The 16,549-nt window shown below is 69.1% G+C and carries 15 protein-coding genes; 12 read left to right on the top strand and 3 right to left on the bottom strand.

All coding sequences use genetic code 11. The features are described 5' to 3' along the window. Positions 1–17: 17 nt before the first annotated feature. The 7 genes from K4G53_RS09825 to K4G53_RS09795 all read left to right on the top strand — a co-directional run bounded on the left by K4G53_RS09825 (position 18) and on the right by K4G53_RS09795 (position 9,311). On the top strand, positions 18–1,610 hold the full coding sequence (locus K4G53_RS09825) for a CdaR family transcriptional regulator (protein WP_221385505.1): 1,593 nt from the start codon (positions 18–20) through the stop codon (positions 1,608–1,610). Beyond that, a complete protein-coding gene (locus K4G53_RS09820; protein ID WP_221385504.1) occupies positions 1,607–2,560 on the top strand; it encodes a glutaminase in 954 nt (317 codons plus the stop codon). The genes K4G53_RS09825 and K4G53_RS09820 overlap by 4 nt, the downstream gene beginning before the upstream one ends. A gap of 31 nt (positions 2,561–2,591) precedes the next feature. Then, positions 2,592–4,346 carry a thiamine pyrophosphate-dependent enzyme gene (locus K4G53_RS09815; protein WP_221385503.1) on the top strand — a complete coding sequence of 585 codons (1,755 nt, stop codon included), beginning with the start codon at positions 2,592–2,594 and terminating at the stop codon, positions 4,344–4,346. 103 nt (positions 4,347–4,449) lie between these two features. After that, the gene (locus K4G53_RS09810; protein WP_221385502.1) at positions 4,450–5,208 is read left to right on the top strand and encodes a LamB/YcsF family protein; all 759 of its coding nucleotides are present in this window, start codon (positions 4,450–4,452) and stop codon (positions 5,206–5,208) included. Next, positions 5,205–6,830 carry a 5-oxoprolinase/urea amidolyase family protein gene (locus tag K4G53_RS09805; RefSeq protein ID WP_221385501.1) on the top strand — a complete coding sequence of 542 codons (1,626 nt, stop codon included), beginning with the start codon at positions 5,205–5,207 and terminating at the stop codon, positions 6,828–6,830. Before K4G53_RS09810 ends, K4G53_RS09805 begins: the two co-directional genes overlap by 4 nt. 11 nt (positions 6,831–6,841) lie before the next feature. Beyond that, positions 6,842–8,578, top strand: a complete 1,737-nt coding sequence (locus tag K4G53_RS09800; protein ID WP_221385500.1) for a biotin carboxylase N-terminal domain-containing protein — start codon at positions 6,842–6,844, stop codon at positions 8,576–8,578. Positions 8,579–8,624: 46 nt separating this feature from the next. Beyond that, positions 8,625–9,311: a GntR family transcriptional regulator gene (locus K4G53_RS09795; RefSeq protein WP_221385499.1), complete on the top strand. Its 687-nt coding sequence runs from the start codon at positions 8,625–8,627 to the stop codon at positions 9,309–9,311. Between the two features lie 92 nt (positions 9,312–9,403). Here K4G53_RS09795 and K4G53_RS09790 read toward each other — a convergent pair whose 3' ends face one another. The 3 genes from K4G53_RS09790 to K4G53_RS09780 form a co-directional block, all read right to left on the bottom strand. After that, on the bottom strand, positions 9,404–10,171 hold the full coding sequence (locus K4G53_RS09790; protein WP_221385616.1) for a putative hydro-lyase: 768 nt from the start codon (positions 10,169–10,171) through the stop codon (positions 9,404–9,406). 14 nt (positions 10,172–10,185) lie between these two features. After that, a complete protein-coding gene (locus K4G53_RS09785) occupies positions 10,186–11,403 on the bottom strand; it encodes an NRAMP family divalent metal transporter (RefSeq protein WP_221385498.1) in 1,218 nt (405 codons plus the stop codon). A gap of 202 nt (positions 11,404–11,605) precedes the next feature. Further along, the gene (locus tag K4G53_RS09780) at positions 11,606–11,950 is read right to left on the bottom strand and encodes a hypothetical protein (RefSeq protein WP_221385497.1); all 345 of its coding nucleotides are present in this window, start codon (positions 11,948–11,950) and stop codon (positions 11,606–11,608) included. A gap of 182 nt (positions 11,951–12,132) precedes the next feature. Between K4G53_RS09780 and K4G53_RS09775 the strand changes: the two genes are divergently transcribed. The 5 genes from K4G53_RS09775 to K4G53_RS09755 all read left to right on the top strand — a co-directional run bounded on the left by K4G53_RS09775 (position 12,133) and on the right by K4G53_RS09755 (position 16,504). Continuing rightward, positions 12,133–12,339 (top strand): hypothetical protein, encoded by a 207-nt coding sequence (locus K4G53_RS09775; RefSeq protein WP_221385615.1) that lies wholly within the window; start codon positions 12,133–12,135, stop codon positions 12,337–12,339. Between the two features lie 136 nt (positions 12,340–12,475). Continuing rightward, on the top strand, positions 12,476–13,102 hold the full coding sequence (locus tag K4G53_RS09770; RefSeq protein ID WP_221385496.1) for a hypothetical protein: 627 nt from the start codon (positions 12,476–12,478) through the stop codon (positions 13,100–13,102). Positions 13,103–13,190: 88 nt separating this feature from the next. Further along, the gene (locus tag K4G53_RS09765) at positions 13,191–13,982 is read left to right on the top strand and encodes a YcnI family protein (RefSeq protein WP_221385495.1); all 792 of its coding nucleotides are present in this window, start codon (positions 13,191–13,193) and stop codon (positions 13,980–13,982) included. 100 nt (positions 13,983–14,082) lie between these two features. Continuing rightward, a complete protein-coding gene (locus K4G53_RS09760; RefSeq protein ID WP_221385494.1) occupies positions 14,083–14,730 on the top strand; it encodes a DUF4232 domain-containing protein in 648 nt (215 codons plus the stop codon). 223 nt (positions 14,731–14,953) lie between these two features. Continuing rightward, the gene (locus tag K4G53_RS09755; RefSeq protein WP_221385493.1) at positions 14,954–16,504 is read left to right on the top strand and encodes an FAD-dependent oxidoreductase; all 1,551 of its coding nucleotides are present in this window, start codon (positions 14,954–14,956) and stop codon (positions 16,502–16,504) included. The last annotated feature ends 45 nt before the right edge of the window (positions 16,505–16,549 follow it).

The raw sequence follows: 16,549 nt of genomic DNA, 5'->3' as shown, positions 1-16,549 counted from the left end.
ACGCAAAAGGAACCCCTATGTCCGTGGTTACGGTGGATGACATCCTCTCGGACCTCCCCCTCGGTTTCGCCAGCCTCATCCTGCGGCCCGGCCCGTCCGCGCCCCCCATCGAACGGTTCCTCATCGTCGACGCCGACGACGAGGCAGTCGACGCCCGCGGCGCCTTTGTCCTGCTGATCGGTGTCCGGGGACGGTCCGCCCTGCCGGCACTGCGGCGGCTCCTCAAGGACCCGCCGCCCGTCGTTGCCGTCAAAGGCAGCCGCGGGGATCTTGCCGAAGTGGAGGAACTCCTGCTCTCCGCCGGGGCCGGCCTGCTGCTCGTGGACCCCGGCGCCGACTGGGACCGCCTGCTCTCCATCGCCAAGGAGCGCATCCAGCCGCGCAGCTACCAAAGCGAAGTCCTGACCCTGCTGGAAGAGGACCTGTTCGCCATCGCGCAGACCACGGCCAGGCTGACGTCCAGCCACGTGGTGATCGAGGACGCGGCCAACAAAGTCCTCGCCTATTCCACCGTCACCAACGACATCGACGAACTGCGCAAGGCCTCCATCCTGGCCCGCCGCGGCCCACGGAAATACGAACTGCTGCTCAAGGACCTCGGCGCGTACCGGGAACTCCACCGCACCCGCAAACCCGTCCGGGTGCCGGCCCGGCCCCAGGACGGGCTGCGCGAACGGGTGGCCATCGCCCTGTTCGCCGGCGAGCGCATCATGGGCTACATCTGGCTCCAGGAGACCGGCGAGGGTTTCGGCGACGACGTGGAATACGTCCTCACGGGCTCCGCCGCACGGGCTTCGGCCGAACTGATCCGCTACCGCAACCAGCAGTCCGTCCACATGCGGGAGGACCGGATCGTCCGGCTCCTGTCCGGTCCCGCGGAAGCCGCCGCCAGCGCCCACAGCGGGAAGATACCGGCAGAACGCCCGGCGGCACTGATCCTGCTTGGCATGTCGGACGACGACTCCCGGGCCGACGACGCGGCACTCAAGCACGGCGAACTGGCCAACCTCGCCTCCATCCACGCCGCCGCGTACAAGCCCTCCGCCGTCGTCGGCCAGTTCAACGGCGACACCGCCGTCATCGTGCCGGACCTGCACTCCAGCACCGCTGAACAGGGGCTGCGGTCCCTGGCCGAAGCCATCGTGCGGGATGCCCGGAAGCACCTTGGCATCACCGCCGTCGCTGCGGTGGGCCCCATGGTTCCGGACCTGCTGTCCCTTCACACGGCCACCCGCATCACCGAAGCCCTGCTCGCCTGCATGGGAAGTTCCGGGGCACGCGTGGCCGGCGTGGACGATTTCGAAGCGGAAATCCCCTACCGCGAGGCGGTCCGGAACTTCACCGCCTCCCCATTCCGCCACCGCAGCCTGGCCGCGCTGCTGCAGGAGGACGGCGAACTCGCCGAAACCCTGCGCGCCTATTTCGATGCCTCCTTTGACGTGGCCGAGTGCGCCCGGCGGCTGAAGCTGCATAAAAACACGGTCTACTACCGGGTGGGCAAGGCCGCCCGGGTGACCGGACTCGACTTCGGCAACCCGCGCGATTCCCTGGTGGCACTGCTCCACATCCAGGAATGGGCCACCGCCAACCACCCAGCAGGCAGGAAATGACAACAACACTGGACACCGCGCCCCTGGACGCCCTCATCAAGGACATCGTCCGGGACCACCGACCCCGCCGGGAAACGGGCACCGTCCCCCGCAACATCCCCTTCCTGGCAGACGTTCCCTTCGACCGCTTCGGCATCGCCATCGCAACTACCTCCGGTGACGTCTTCAGCTCCGGCGACGCGCACGTGCCTTTCTCCATCCAGAGCATCTCCAAGGTGTTCACCCTGGCCATGGCACTGCAGGGCAGCCGGGCCGGCCGGCTCTGGTCCCGCGTCCTGCGCGAGCCCTCGGGCACGTCCTTCAATTCACTGGTCCAGCTCGAGGCCGAGCACGGCATCCCGCGCAATCCCTTCATCAACGCCGGCGCACTGGTGGTCACCGACCACCTGATGGAAGAAGCGCCCGACGCCGCCACGCTGCTGCTTCGGTTCCTCACCGAACAGGCGGGGGGCCAAGAGGAGGGGCCGGGCGGACACGCACCCTTCATTGACGAGGCGGCCGCGGCCGGCGAACTGGCCAACAGCAGCCGCAACCTCGCCCTGGCGCACTTCCTGAAGGACTTCGGCAACTTGACCCAGCCAGCCGGCGCCGTGGTGGAAAACTACGTCCGCCAATGTTCGATCATGATGAGCTGCGTCCAGCTGGCCAGGGCCGGGCTCTTCCTGGCCCAGGACGGCCAGGGCTCCGGCGGAACAGTCCTCTCCCGGAATGAAGCGAAGCGCGTGGGCTCCATCATGCTGACCTGCGGCATGTACGACGCTGCGGGCGAATTCGCCTTCCGCGTGGGGCTTCCCGGCAAAAGCGGGGTGGGCGGGGGCATCCTGGCCATCGTCCCCGGCCAGTGCGCCATCTGCGTCTGGAGCCCGCGCCTGGACGCCAAGGGCAACTCCCTTGCCGGAACCGCAGCCCTCGCGGATCTCTCCGACCGCACCGGCTGGTCCGTCTTCTAGATTTCCCGCCCCCATCCAACAGAGAAAGAACATGACACCAGAGCCGCACTCCGCCCTGACCACCAACCCGCCACTTGCCGCCGCGCAGCCGCCGGCCGCCGTCGAACGCCTTTCCCGTGACAGCCGGCCAAGCCAGGCCGAACCCGCGCAGCCCGCACTGAAGTCCGCCGGACATGTCATCGTCGATTCCCTGGCGGCGCACGGCGTGGAGCGCACCTATGTGGTTCCCGGCGAAAGCTTCCTGGACGTGCTCGATGGACTGCACAATTCCGCCATCGAGACCATCGTCTGCCGCCACGAAGGCGGAGCCGCGTACATGGCCGAGGCCGACGGCAAGATGAACCAGCGCCCCGGCGTGGCCATGGTGACCCGCGGGCCCGGTGCCGCGAACGCCCACGTGGGGCTGCACACCGCGTGGCAGGACTCCACCCCGCTGCTGCTCTTCGTGGGCCTCATCCCCTTCGCCCACCGGGACCGCGAGGCGTTCCAGGAGTTCGACATCAAGTCCTGGTTCGACACGGGGGCCAAGCGCGTCATGGTGCTGGACCACCCGGAACGCGCGTCGGAGATCGTGGCAGAAGCCATGTTCGCTGCAATGAGCGGGCGGCCCGGACCCGTGGTGGTGGGCCTGCCGGAGGACGTCATCCAGCAGCAGGTCCCGGCCCGGCTGCACCCGCCGATCCCGGTTGCCGCCGGCGGCATGGGCAGCGCCGACGCCGAGGCACTGGCGGCCGCCCTCGCCGCATCCAGCAAGCCGCTGTTCGTCACCGGCGGCAACGACTGGACCCAGGATGCCGCGGACCGGCTCACGGCGTGGCTGGAACGGCACCGCATCCCGGCCGCGGCCGAGTGGCGCACCCAGGGGACGGTTTCCTTCGACTCGCCCTCCTACGTGGGGCCCATCGGGTACGGCCGGCCCCGCCCCACCTACGACCTTCTGGAAGAGACCGACCTGCTGGTGTTCGTCGGGACCGTCCCGGGCGACGTCATCACGGACGGTTTCGTCTGCCGGCAGGACTGGGACAAGGAAAACTTCCTGGTCACGGTGGACCCCTCACTGCGGGGACGCTCGGGTCCTGTGTCCCGCCAGATCCTGGCCAAGCCGGAAGCGTTCGTCCGCGGCCTCGAAGGCATCGACGTGCCGGTCAAGGAAGAGTGGAAGGCGTGGACGGGCAGGATGCGTGCCGAGCAGGAACGCTTCGCCGCGCTCCCGCCGGCTGCCCCTGCGTCTGGAAAGGCGCGAATGGACACCCTGATGGCCAACCTCGTTCCCCGGTTGCCGGAGGATGCCGTGGTGACGTTCGGGGCCGGCGAACACACGAACTGGGCGCACCGGTACTTCCCCACCCGCCGCTACGCCTCCATGCTCAGCGCCCGCAACGGGTCCATGGGATATTCCATCCCCTCCGCAGTTGCCGCCTCGCTGGCAGAACCACGACGGCGGGTGGTCACCATTGCCGGGGACGGCGAGTTCCTCATGAACGGACAGGAGCTGGCCACCGCCGCCCAGTACGGCGCCACACCCCTGGTGATCGTCATGGACAACCAGGAGTACGGCACCATCCGCAGCCACCAGGAACGGCACTACCCGGAACGGATTTCCGGCACCCAGCTGAAGAACCCGGACTTCGGGCTGATGGCCAGGGCTTTTGGTGGTTTCGGCGTCACCGTCACCGCAGACTGCGGCATCCCGGCAGCCCTGGACGCCGCTCTCGCCGCCATCGACGAGGAGGGCACTTTCGCCCTGGTCCACCTGGTGGTGGAGCAGCGCGTCAAGGCGTACTGACTGATGTGTTCAACAATTTCGTGAACTAAAAGCCGTAAATTGTTGAACAATCCAAGATTCTCGTGCATCCTGAAGTAACCACTTAAAGGAGACGGGAATCACTATGGCCTTCATTGACCTCAACAGCGACGTAGGGGAATCCTTCGGGAACTGGACGATGGGCGATGACGCCGCGATCTTCCGCTCGGTCTCCAGCGCCAATGTGGCCTGCGGCTTCCACGCCGGAGACCCCACCACCATTGCGCAGACGTGCCGCGACGCCGTGGCCGCCGGGGTCACCATCGGCGCCCACGTGGGCTACCGGGACCTGGCCGGCTTCGGCAGGCGCTTCCTGGACTGCTCCCCCACGGAGCTGGCCGATGATGTCCTGTACCAGCTGGGCGCCCTGGATGCGCTTGCCCGCTCCGCGGGCGGGCGCATCAGGTACGTGAAGCCGCACGGCGCGCTGTACAACACCATCGTCACGCACTGGGCCCACGCCCAGGCGGTGGTGGACGCGGTGAAGGCATTCGGCGGGGACCTGCCCCTGCTCCTGCTCCCGGGCTCCGCCGCCCTTACGGCGGCGGAGGCCGCCGGCCTGCGGGGCGTCGCCGAAGCCTTCGCGGACCGCGCCTACAACCCCGACGGCACCCTGGTATCGCGCCGCGAGAAGGGCGCTGTCCTGCACGACCAGGACATCGTGGCCGCCAACATGGTCCGCCTGGCCACCGAGGGAACCATCACGGCCCATGACGGCTCGATCATCAGGACCAGCGCAGAGAGCATCTGCCTTCACGGCGACACCGAAGGTGCGGTAGCCATGTCCGCCGCCGTCCGCCGTGAACTCGAGGCCGCCGGCGTGGGCATCAGGAGTTTCGTGTGAGCTCCCCCGCCATCCGCTGGGCCGGCCCGCGCGCCCTGCTCATCGAGCTCGATTCCCTGCCCGAGGTACTGGCCCTGCACGCCCAACTGCTGCAGAACCCGCCGGCAGGCCAGGTGGACGTCCTGGCCGCGGCACGGACCGTCATGGCGGTCTTCGACTCCCGTGCCAATGCTCTGGCGGCGCGGGACGGCATCACCTTCGCGGATCCCGGCGCGTCCCACGGACCGGCCGCCGACGCGGACCCTGTGCGGATCGAGGTGGTCTACGACGGCGAGGACCTCGCCGAAGTGGCGGCCCATACCGGCCTCAGCACCGACGGCGTGGTGGCCGCCCACACCGGACAGCTGTGGACAGCGGCCTTCGGCGGCTTCGCCCCGGGCTTCGCCTACCTCGTGGGCGAAAACGAGGCCCTCAACGTTCCCCGGCGGGCCACGCCGCGCACGGCTGTGCCCGCAGGCTCGGTGGCCATGGCCGGAAACTTCTCCGCCGTCTACCCCCGCAGTTCACCGGGCGGCTGGCAGCTGATCGGCCGCACCGCCGCGCGGATGTGGGAGCTGGACCGCGACCAGCCGGCGCTGGTGCGCCCGGGCCAGCGGGTCCAGTACGTGGCCGTGCGGGAACTGGTGGAGATCCGCGGCGGGGCTAAGGTAGCACCGCAGGCCCAGCCGGCAGGTGCCGGCCCCGCCCTTGAAGTCATGAACCCCGGCCTTCAGTCCCTGATCCAGGACCTGGGCAGGGCGGGGTACCGCGACCTCGGCGTCTCCGCCGCGGGCGCCGCGGACACCGCCAGCGCCCGGCAGGCCAACCGGCTGGCAGGAAACCCGCCCGGCGACGCCGTGGTGGAGAACGTCCTCGGCGGCCTGGCGGTCCGGGCCAGCGGCGAACTGACCGCGGCCCTCAGCGGGGCGCCGTCCGCGGCCACCATCACCGGGCCGCACGGATCCCGGCAGGCCCCCATGTACGGACCCTTCGCACTGCACGACGGCGAGACCCTGAGCCTGGACCAGCCGTCTGCCGGCCTGCGCACCTACCTGGCCGTCCGGGGCGGGATCGACGTTCCTGCCGTCCTGGGCAGCCGCTCAACAGACCTGATGTCCGGCATTGGCCCGGCACCGCTGGTTGCCGGCACCGTGCTTCCGGTCGGCGCGGCAGACCGGGGACGGATCGTGGGCGCGCCGGAACCATCCACCCTGCCGCCCGGCGTGGCCGCCGGAACCACCGACCAGCCCGTGATCCTGCGCATCACCCCGGGCCCCCGCCAGGACTGGTTCACGGCGGAGTCCCGCTCTGCCCTCACCGGCCAGACGTGGACCGTGACCGCGGAGTCCAACCGCATCGGCGTGCGGCTGGGCACCACCGGAAGCGGCGCCGCCCTGGAACGGGCACGGACTGAGGAACTCCCCAGCGAAGGCGTGGTGGCTGGCTCACTGCAGGTGCCGCCGTCGGGCCTTCCCGTCCTGTTCCTTGCCGACCACCCGGTGACGGGCGGCTACCCCGTGATTGGCGCCGTCATCCCCGAAGACCTGCCGACGGCAGCACAGCTCCCGCCCGGCACCCCGCTCCGGTTCGTCGCGGTGGACCCGGAAACCCTGCGGCCCCTGACCTCCACCCCAAGCCTGTGAAAGAAGCCACCATGAAGAAAGTCCTCATCGCCAACCGCGGCGAAATCGCTGTCCGGATCGCCCGTGCCTGCACTGACGCGGGGCTGGCATCCGTTGCCGTCTATTCCGATCCCGACGCCGACGCCCTGCACGTGCGCCTCAGTGACGAGGCGTACCCACTGGAAGGCTCGGCCAGTTCGGACACCTACCTCAACATCGGAAAACTCCTGGCTGTCGCGGCCCGCGCCGGCGCAGACGCCGTCCACCCCGGCTACGGCTTCCTGTCCGAAAACGCAGACTTTGCCCAGGCAGTGCTCGACGCCGGACTCACCTGGGTGGGCCCCTCACCGGAAGCGATCCGCAGCCTGGGCAACAAGGTCACCGCCCGCGAGATCGCCGTGCGCGCCGGCGCCCCGCTGGTGCCCGGCTCCGACGGCCCGGTGGCCGACGCCGCCGAGGTGCGCGCATTCGCGGAGCAGTACGGCGTTCCAGTGGCCATCAAAGCGGCCTTCGGCGGCGGCGGCCGCGGCCTGAAGATCGCGTACCGGCTCGAAGACATCGACGACGCCTTCGACTCCGCCGTCCGGGAAGCCACCGTTGCCTTTGGCCGGGGCGAGTGCTTCGTGGAACGGTTCCTGGACAAGCCACGCCATGTCGAGGCCCAGGTACTGGCGGACACCCACGGCAACGTGGTGGTGGTGGGCACCCGTGACTGCTCCCTGCAGCGCCGCAACCAGAAGCTGGTGGAGGAAGCCCCCGCGCCGTTCCTCACCGACGACCAGCGCAGCCGCATCCACGAATCGGCCCGGGCCATCTGCCGCGAGGCCGGCTACACCGGCGCCGGCACGGTCGAGTACCTGGTGGCGCCGGATGGAGTGATCTCCTTCCTGGAGGTCAACACCCGCCTTCAGGTGGAGCACCCGGTCACCGAGGAAACGTCCGGGATGGACCTGGTGCGGGAACAGTTCCGCATCGCGGCCGGGCTCCCGGTCTCCGTCACGTCCGATCCGGAGCCGGTTGGCCACGCCATCGAGTTCCGGCTGAACGCCGAGGACGCGGGCCGCGGCTTCCTGCCCTCCCCCGGCCCCGTGGACGTCTTCGAAGCCCCCACCGGCGCGGGCATCCGGGTGGATTCCGGGGTACGGTCGGGCTCCGTGGTGCCGTCCGAATACGACTCCCTCATGGCCAAACTGATCGTCCACGGGGCGGACCGGGCACAGGCGCTGCGCCGTGCCCGCGCCGCCCTGGACGAGTTGCGGATCGAGGGCGTGCCCACCGTGGTTCCCTTCCACCGCGCCGTGGTGCGCGACCCGGATTTCACCGCGGAGGACCGGCTCGGCGTGTACACCACCTGGATTGAGTCGGCTTTTGCGGGCCGGCTGGAGTCCGCCCTGGACAGCTTTGTGGCCGGTCCCGTGGCACGGCGGGAGACGCTGACCGTGGAGATCGATGGCAAGGCGGTCCAGCTTGGCCTCCCCGCATCCATCTTCAACGCGCTGATGCACGGTGGCGGCGCGGCCGTGGAACCATCGACTGCCGCCGATACAACCGCACCCAACGGCCACGTCACGGCCCCCATGGGCGGAAACCTGGTCAAATGGCTCGCCGATGACGGGGCGGAGCTTGGCGCCGGCCAGCCCGTTGCGGTCCTGGAGGCGATGAAGATGGAAACGGTGGTTTCCGTGGAAGAGTCCGGGACGTTCCGGCGGGGCGCGCAGGTGCCCGGCACTGCCGTGGCGCGGGGCGAGGTGCTGGGCACGGTTGCCTAAAACCGTCGCCTAGACTGGTTGTCCACGCTATTGGGGGGAATGCGGCATGAACGCTGTGTCTGGAGGGGACGGGTCTGGCGGCGCTGCCGAACACGCGCACACCACCGCCTGGATTGCGTCAAGGATCCGCAACGGCATCGCCGGCGGTGAGCTGACCCCGGGAACCAAGCTCTCCGAGCAGTCCCTGTCCGCGGCCCTCGGGGTGTCCCGCAACACACTCCGGCAGGCCTTCACCGCCCTCGCAGAGGAATCGATAGTCCGCCGGATCCCCAACCGCGGCGTCTTCGTGGCCTCTCCGGGGCCGGAGGACATCCGGGAGATCTACCGCGTCCGCAGGGCCATCGAGCCGGCGGCGGTGCTTTGGGGCGACATTACACCGCAGAAGCTGGACACCATGGAAGCCGTGGTCCAGCGCGCACAGGCTGCCCGGGATGCGGGCTCCGTTGCGGACATGGCCGACGCCAACCAGGCGTTCCACAGGGAAGTTGTGGGCCTTACCGGCAGCGGAACCCTGGGCCGGATGATGGACCGCGTGCTGGCTGAGATGCGCCTGGTGTTTTACGCCATGTCCTCGGCCCCGGACTTCCACAGCCATTACGTGGACCGCAACGTGCTGCTGGTCAGGCGGCTCCGGGCGGGCGAAAACGAAAAGGCCGCGGCGGAACTGCGCGAGTACCTCGATGCGGCGGAGGCAGAACTGCTGGGCCACCTCGCGGGGCGCGCCGCCTCCTGACGTCCGGCGCTGGACACGGGAAGGTCCAAAAACGCCAAGGCCGGTGCCGCCCCTGCGGGCGGCACCGGCCTTTCGGCATTACGGGACGGGCATTACGGGATCAGGTAATCGCTGTCCCGGGCGTCGGTGATCAGCATATGCCCCGGTGCGTGGCCGATGGCCAGGGGCGGGCGGGACTGCATGACGGCAGCCTGCGGAGTGACGCCGCAGGCCCAGAAAACTGGGATATGGCCTGCCGGAATTTCCACCGCGTCGCCGAAGTCCGGACGCGAAAGGTCACCGATCCCCAGCTCCTCCGGGTTGCCCACGTGGACGGGGGCACCGTGCACGGCCGGGTACCGGGAGGTGATCCGCACGGCATCGGCCACCTGCGACGCCGGGACAGGCCGCATGGAGACGACCGTGGGTCCTGACATCCGGCCGGCAGGGGCACACTCGCGGTTGGTGCGGTACATCGGCACGTTCACGCCCTGGTCGATGTGGGCGATGGCGATGCCGCCATCCTGCAGGGCCGCCTCGAACGTGAAGGAGCAGCCGATCAGGAAGGTCACGAGGTCATCGCGCCAGTAGCCGCTGATGTCCGTGGGCTCGTCCACCTTCACGCCGTCGCGGTACACCGTGTATTGGGGAACGTCGGTACGGATATCGCCCCCGGCCAGCAGCGGCCCGGTGGTCTCGCCCGCCTCCAGCACTCCCAGGATGGGGCACGGCTTGGGGTTCCGCTGCGCGAACAGCAGGAAGTCGAACGCGTACTCCCGGGGGATGGCCAGGACGTTCGCCTGGGCGTAGCCCCGCGACCAGCCCGACGTCGGTTCCACCAGGCCGGCACGGAATGCCTCGCGTGCGGCGGCGGGCAGCATGGAGGCCCTGTTGGTCACGACCACAGCTTCGCCAGGCCCAGCATCGAGTTCCAGCCCAGGAACAGGGTGATCAGCCACGTGGCCACGCCGAGCAGGAGGAGCCACTTGGGGTAGGCGTAACCGTGCATCAGGTCCCGGCGGCGCCACGCCACCCACAGGAGGACACCGAAGCCCACGGGCAGGATCAGACCGTTGAACGCACCCGCAAAGATCAGCAGCTGCTGGGGCGCCTGCCCGAGGAAGAAGTACACCAGGGCGCAGCCGGCGATGAAGACCACCGTGATGAGGTTCCGCTTGCGCTCGGGGGTCCGGGAGGAGGTGATGAAGGAGACGGAGGTGAAGGCCGCGCCGATGACGGAGGTGATGGCGGCGGCCCACAGGACAATGCCGAACATGCGCAGGCCGATTTCGCCGGCAGCGGCGCCGAAGGCCTCGGCTGCCATGTTGTTGCTGGTCAGGACGGTGCCGCCAGCCACCACGCCCAGGATTGCCAGGAAGAGCAGCACGCGCATGATCCCTGTGACGATGATGCCAAGGATGGAGCTGCGGGTGATCTGCTGGACATGCTCGATACCGGTGGCGCCGGAGTCCAGCATGCGGTGGGCGCCGGCGTAGGTGATGTAGCCGCCCACGGTGCCGCCCACCAGGGTGGTGATGATCAGGAAGTCCACGGTGTCCGGCAGGAAGGTGTTCTTCAGGGCCTCACCCAGCGGAGGGGCGGCGACGACGGCCACGTAGATCATCAGCAGGATCATGAGGGCGCCCAGGAGCACCACGATCCGGTCCAGGGCCATGCCGGCCTTCTTGCTGAGGAAGACCAGGATGGCGACGACGGCGGAGACGGTTCCGCCGATCTTCGGATCGACGCCAAGCATTGCGTTGGCGCCCAGGCCGGTGCCGGCGATGTTGCCGATGTTGAAGACCACGCCGCCGAGGAAGACCAGGCCCGAAAGCAGCCAGCCGATACCAGGGACAACTTTGTTGCCGAGTTCCTGGGCACGGAGGCCTGAAACACCGATGACGCGCCAGACGTTCATCTGGACCGCCATGTCAATCAGGATGGACGCCAGGATGGCGAAAGCGAAGGCGGCGCCGATTTGCGCCGTGAAAACGGTGGTCTGGGTGATGAAGCCCGGCCCGATGGCACTTGTGGCCATCAGGAACATAGCCCCCATGAGGGCTGTGCGCCGGGCAGAGGAGCTCAGTTTCAGTTTCGTGCCGGTATCTGCCATGGTCCATCCATTGTTCGGGGTGACTGGAGTCACAGTGGTCGTCCCGAACGACAATACAGGTTGTTGAACAATTCCGGCAAGACATTGTTCAACAAATTTTGTCCTGGGCTGGCGCCGGACGGCAGGAAGGCCGGGCCCGCACAGCGAAGTGCACCGGGCGCCGGCCTTCCATTCCATTCCAGCGGGACCGCAGGCGGCCGCGCTACAGGCGGTCCGTGCGGTCTTCCCCCTTGTGGCCCGCGCCGCGCAGGTTTTCCTGGACCTTGCCGAACAGGTCCTTGATGGTGGACTCCGCGTTGGAAATGACGTCCACCGGAACGTAGACCTCATGCGTCACGGGCAGATCGTATTCATCCTTGAGGTGCGTGCCGTTACCCACGCCCGTCAGGGAGAGGTAAACCATGGCCTCAGTCCGCGCGATTCCGGCGAGCTTGCCGAACACGACCGTGAACTCGTTCGGCTGGAAACTGATGGTCTGGCCAATATGGCTGCGGCCCAGATCACCGGCGGGAACCGCCTTTTCGGACTGGCTTCCGGTGTAGTCCATGAACTTCTCCTTCGATCGCCAACACTTACGCAGGCAGTCTAGCGCTGGAGCGCTGCACAAAGCGCGGGCAAGCGGCGTGGTCACTGCTCCATTGTCCAAGGCAGCGATGCGCCTGTTTGATGGCATCACCCGCTGCAATGGCCGCAGCCCCGCAACCATCCAAAGGACATGCCGTGACTTCAATGACGAGCCGCGTAAGAGCCCCCCGCTGGGATGACGTCGAGATCGGCGACAGCGTCGAACTGAGGAGGAACGGGCGCACAGTGTTCGCCGGGCTGGTGGACACCAGGACGGAGGACGGCGACATCGTCTGGGTAACGGCGGCCCCCGGAGGCCGCCGGCTTTTCCACATCGCCGACGGCTTCGACCTGGTGGGGAGCCCGGCATGACCGAGTGCCCGGAGGACTGCCATTACTGCTGCGGTCCGGAGACCGACTGACTGGAGGACCGCCCCGGCACCGGTAGGATTGCAGAGGCCGGAACACGTGCCATGGACCCCCGCTGCCGGCACAGGGAGGAGCAGCCGTGACTGGCCACCCTCCCCGCATTCCGTTCCACCTGCTCCGCGCCTCAAGCCTGGCTGCCGGCATCCTGTCCCTGGCGGCCGGTGCCCACGTGGCAGGCGGCGGTCAGCTCCCCTCGCCCGGCATCCTGCTGGCCGTCCTGGCGCTGACCGCACTCGCCAGCACGGCCGCAACACGCCTCCGGCTCTCCTTTCCCGCCGTGGGCGCGCTCCTGGCCGGCGGCCAGCTGGCGCTGCATGAACTCCTGACGGTTTTCAGCGCCCCCGTCCCCGCCGCCGGCCCCCCTGCACCCCACGTGCACGGCGCAGCCCTGGCCGGCTTCCCGGGGCTGGCCCCCTTCGCGGAGCACGTGAGCCCTGCGGACCCAGGCCTGGCGCCCCTGATGCTGGCAGCGCACGCCACGGCCACCCTTGGCTGCGCGCTCCTCCTTGCCAAGGGCGAGGCCGCGCTGTGGGCCCTCGCCGGATGGCTGCGTCCCCTGGCCGGCCTTCCGCGGCCGGTGGCGCCGGTGCCCGCCCCCCGCTTCCCCGGGCCGCTCGGGCCCCTTCCGCTGCCGCGGCAGCCGTGGCGCAACCTCCGGCAAGACAGCCGGCGCGGCCCGCCTTCCGCCGTCGTGCACTCCTCCTAAACCCCCGCGTCTGGCATTCCGGCCGGCGTCGGGGACCCAATTTTCCTGCACCCCGGAAACCCGGGCGTGCGCCAGAAAGGCAAACCCCATGACAACCTCCATGCTTCGCCGCGCCCTGACCACCGCCACAGCCACCGGGGGCGCCGCGGCCCTGCTGCTGGCAGCGGCAGGCGGCGCGTCAGCCCACGTGGGTGTGACACCGGACAAAACCGACGCCGGCTCCTACGCACTGCTGACCTTTGGCATACCGCACGGCTGCGACACCTCCCCCACCACCAAGGTGGCGATCACGCTTCCCCCGGAGCTCAATGACGCCCAGCCCACCGTGAACCCCAACTGGTCCGTGGAAAAGGTGACGGAGACTTTCGCCGAGCCCCGGAAGCTGGCGGACGGCTCCAGCATCACCAAAAGGACCAGCCAGATCGTCTACACCGCAAAGACCCCGCTGAGCCCCGAGCTCCGCGATGCGCTGGTCCTCTCCGTGCACCTGCCCGACGCCGCCGGGACCACCTTGAACTTCCCCACGCTGCAGACGTGCGAGAGCGGCCAGACCGACTGGTCCGAAACCGCCGAAGTCGGTCAGGACCCGCACAGCCTCAAGGCCCCCGCCCCCGCCATGACCATCACTGCCGCTTCGGCCGCGGACGGGCACGGGGACGCTGCGCACCCTGCCGGGTCTTCCCACTCCGCAGGGGCGCCCACCGAGCAGGCTGCGGCCGTTACGGACAGCGGCGCGGACGCCCGCAGCTGGGCGGGCCTCGCCGCGGGCCTGGGCGGCCTGGTCCTCGGCGCCGGGGCCCTGCTTCGGAGCGGGGCACGGCGCCCGGCGCCGAAGGGTGCGGCCGGGGGTGCCGCAGGCGCGGACCAGAGCGGCAAGTAGCCGGCATTTGATGCCCGGATCATCACGATCCGGGCATCAAATGTGCGGTTCCGCCGGTGGCATCGTTGACGCAGGGCACCAGTGCCGCGAAGGTAATGCCATGAGGTCTCACAGAATGTCCCAGGGGTTAGTCATGTCCACGGCGGCAGCAGCAGCTGCCCTCCTGCTCACCGGGTGCGGTCCGAGCCAGCCCCAGTCGCAATCCACCACGGCCCCGGCCACCGGCCAGGTGAGCCAGTCCGCAAGTCCCACCACTTCGGCCTCCTCTGCCACCTCGACGCCGTCCCCGTCCTCGCCGCCGTCCTCCGATGCAACCGGTGGCGGCGCTCCTGCCCTGTGCAAGGCGGCCAGCCTCACCGCGGCCACCGATGCCACCGGCGGCGGCGCGGCCGGCAGCGTCTACATGAAGCTCAACCTGACCAACAAGGGTGCCGAACCCTGCCTCCTCAAGGGTTTCCCCGGAGTCTCCCTGGTGGCCGACGCCGCCGGCGCCCCCATTGGTGCACCGGCCCAGCGCGACGAGTCCGCAGGCGTCGTCGACGTCGTCCTGGCCCCGGGCCAGACCGGTACCGCGGTGCTGCGCTACACCCAGGCCGGCAACTACATGGGCTGCACCCTGGTGGACGCCGCAGGCTACCGTGTCTACCCGCCCGAGGACACCGACTCGCTGTTCCTGCCGCAGCCCACCAAGGCCTGCAGCAACGCAGATATCGTCCTGCTCACCATCGGGGCGTTCCAGCCGGCCTGATGCCGGCCGTGCCCCTGGCATAGGTTTCCCTCGAAGCAGTAAAGGCGGCCCGGCTATCAAGCCGGGCCGCCTTTACTGCTTGTGCGCCGCCGTCGAAAATTCCAGCCCGCCGGGCCGCACCGTAAGTATACTTATCAACACCACGGCGGACAGGATGCGCCCATAACGGACCCATCACAAAAGCGGCCCGCAGGGCCATGTACCGGAGGCAGGTTGGACTGGCATGACGTCACTTTGGCTGGACCGCGCGCAAACCTTTACGTCTGATCCGTTCGAGCCGGACAACAGGTATGACACCGTGGTTGCCGGAGCCGGACTGACAGGATTGGTGTCCGCGCTGCTGCTGGCGCGCTCCGGACAGAACGTCCTGGTGCTCGAAGCCCGCTACCCGGGGGCGGTGACCACCGGCAACACCACCGCGAAAGTAACCCTGCTCCAGGGCACGTTCCTGTCCCAGCTGGCCCGGCAGTATTCAGCGAAGCAGGTGCAGGCCTACGTGGACGGCAACCGGGAAGGGCAGGCGTGGCTCCTGCGCTACCTGGACGAACAGAAGGTTCCCTACCAGCGCCGGGACGCGTACACCTACGCCGCCTCCGCCCAGGGCACCGAGAAGCTGCGCGAAGAAATCAGCGCCGCCTCCACCGCCGGGCTGGACGTGGATTACGTGCGCGACGCCGGCCTGCCGTTCCCCGTCCACGGCGCCGTCCGGATGCGGGACCAGGCGCAGATCAACCCACTCGAGGTCATCGACGCATTGATCGCCGATATCCGCGGCCGCGGCGGGCACGTTGTCAGCGGTGTCCGCCTGCAGGACGTCACCGGCGACCCGCCCGCTGCCGTCCGGACCAACCGGGGCAGCGTCAGGGCCGACCGGGTGGTGCTGGCCACCGGCATCCCGGTCCTGGACCGGGGCCTGTATTTCGCAAAACTGACACCAAGCCGTTCCTACGCCGCCGCGCTGGACCTGCAGGAAGGCCAGGCTCCCCCGCCGGGCATGTACATCTCGGTGGAGCAGCCCACCCACTCCCTCCGGGACTATGAGGTGGACGGCAGGAAGCTGCTGCTGGTGGGCGGCCACGGGCACCACGTCGGCCGGACGCCGTCGGAAAAGGCACACCTTGCCGGCCTGCTCGACTGGGCCGCCCGGCATTACCCCGGCGCCGTGGCCACGCACACGTGGTCCGCGCAGGATTACATGCCCACCAACCTCATGCCGTTCTTCGGAAAGCTCCCCCGCGGCAAGGGCCACATCTATTTCGGCACCGGCTACAACAAGTGGGGAATGACGAACGCCGTTGCCGCCGCGCTGGACATTTCAGCGGACATCCTGGGCGGCCAGGTGCCCTGGGCAAACACGATCCACCACCGGGTGACCTCTCCGGCCGGTGCGTTCTCCGCCGTCGCGTTGAATGCGGGGGTGGCCGCGAGGCTCGCCACCGACTGGGGAAAAGTGACGGCGGAAGGCCGCAGGTTCGACGGCGGCAAGGGGCGCGCGGGGCGGGCGCCGGCGCCCGCAGAGGCAAGCTCCGCGCCAGCCCCTGCCGAGGGCCAGGGTAAGGTCCACCGGAAAGGCAACCGGCCTGTGGCGGTGTCGACCGTGGACGGCACCACCTGCCGGCTCTCGGCCGTCTGCACTCACCTGGGCGGCATCGTGCACTGGAATGACAACGAAAAGACCTGGGACTGCCCCCTGCACGGCTCCCGCTTCACCAACGAGGGCAAGCTGCTGGAAGGGCCGGCCACCAAGGACCTGCCGACGGCGGGCACCGCCTGAGGGCGCGCGGCCAGGGGCGGGTGCCGGCACCGGGCCCGGCGCTTC

It is taken from the genome of Arthrobacter sp. MAHUQ-56 (genome assembly GCF_019710585.1).
Taxonomy (GTDB): Bacteria; Actinomycetota; Actinomycetes; order Actinomycetales; family Micrococcaceae; genus Arthrobacter.
Note: the sequence above shows the minus strand (reverse complement) of the source record. Positions and strands in the feature narration are given on the sequence as shown.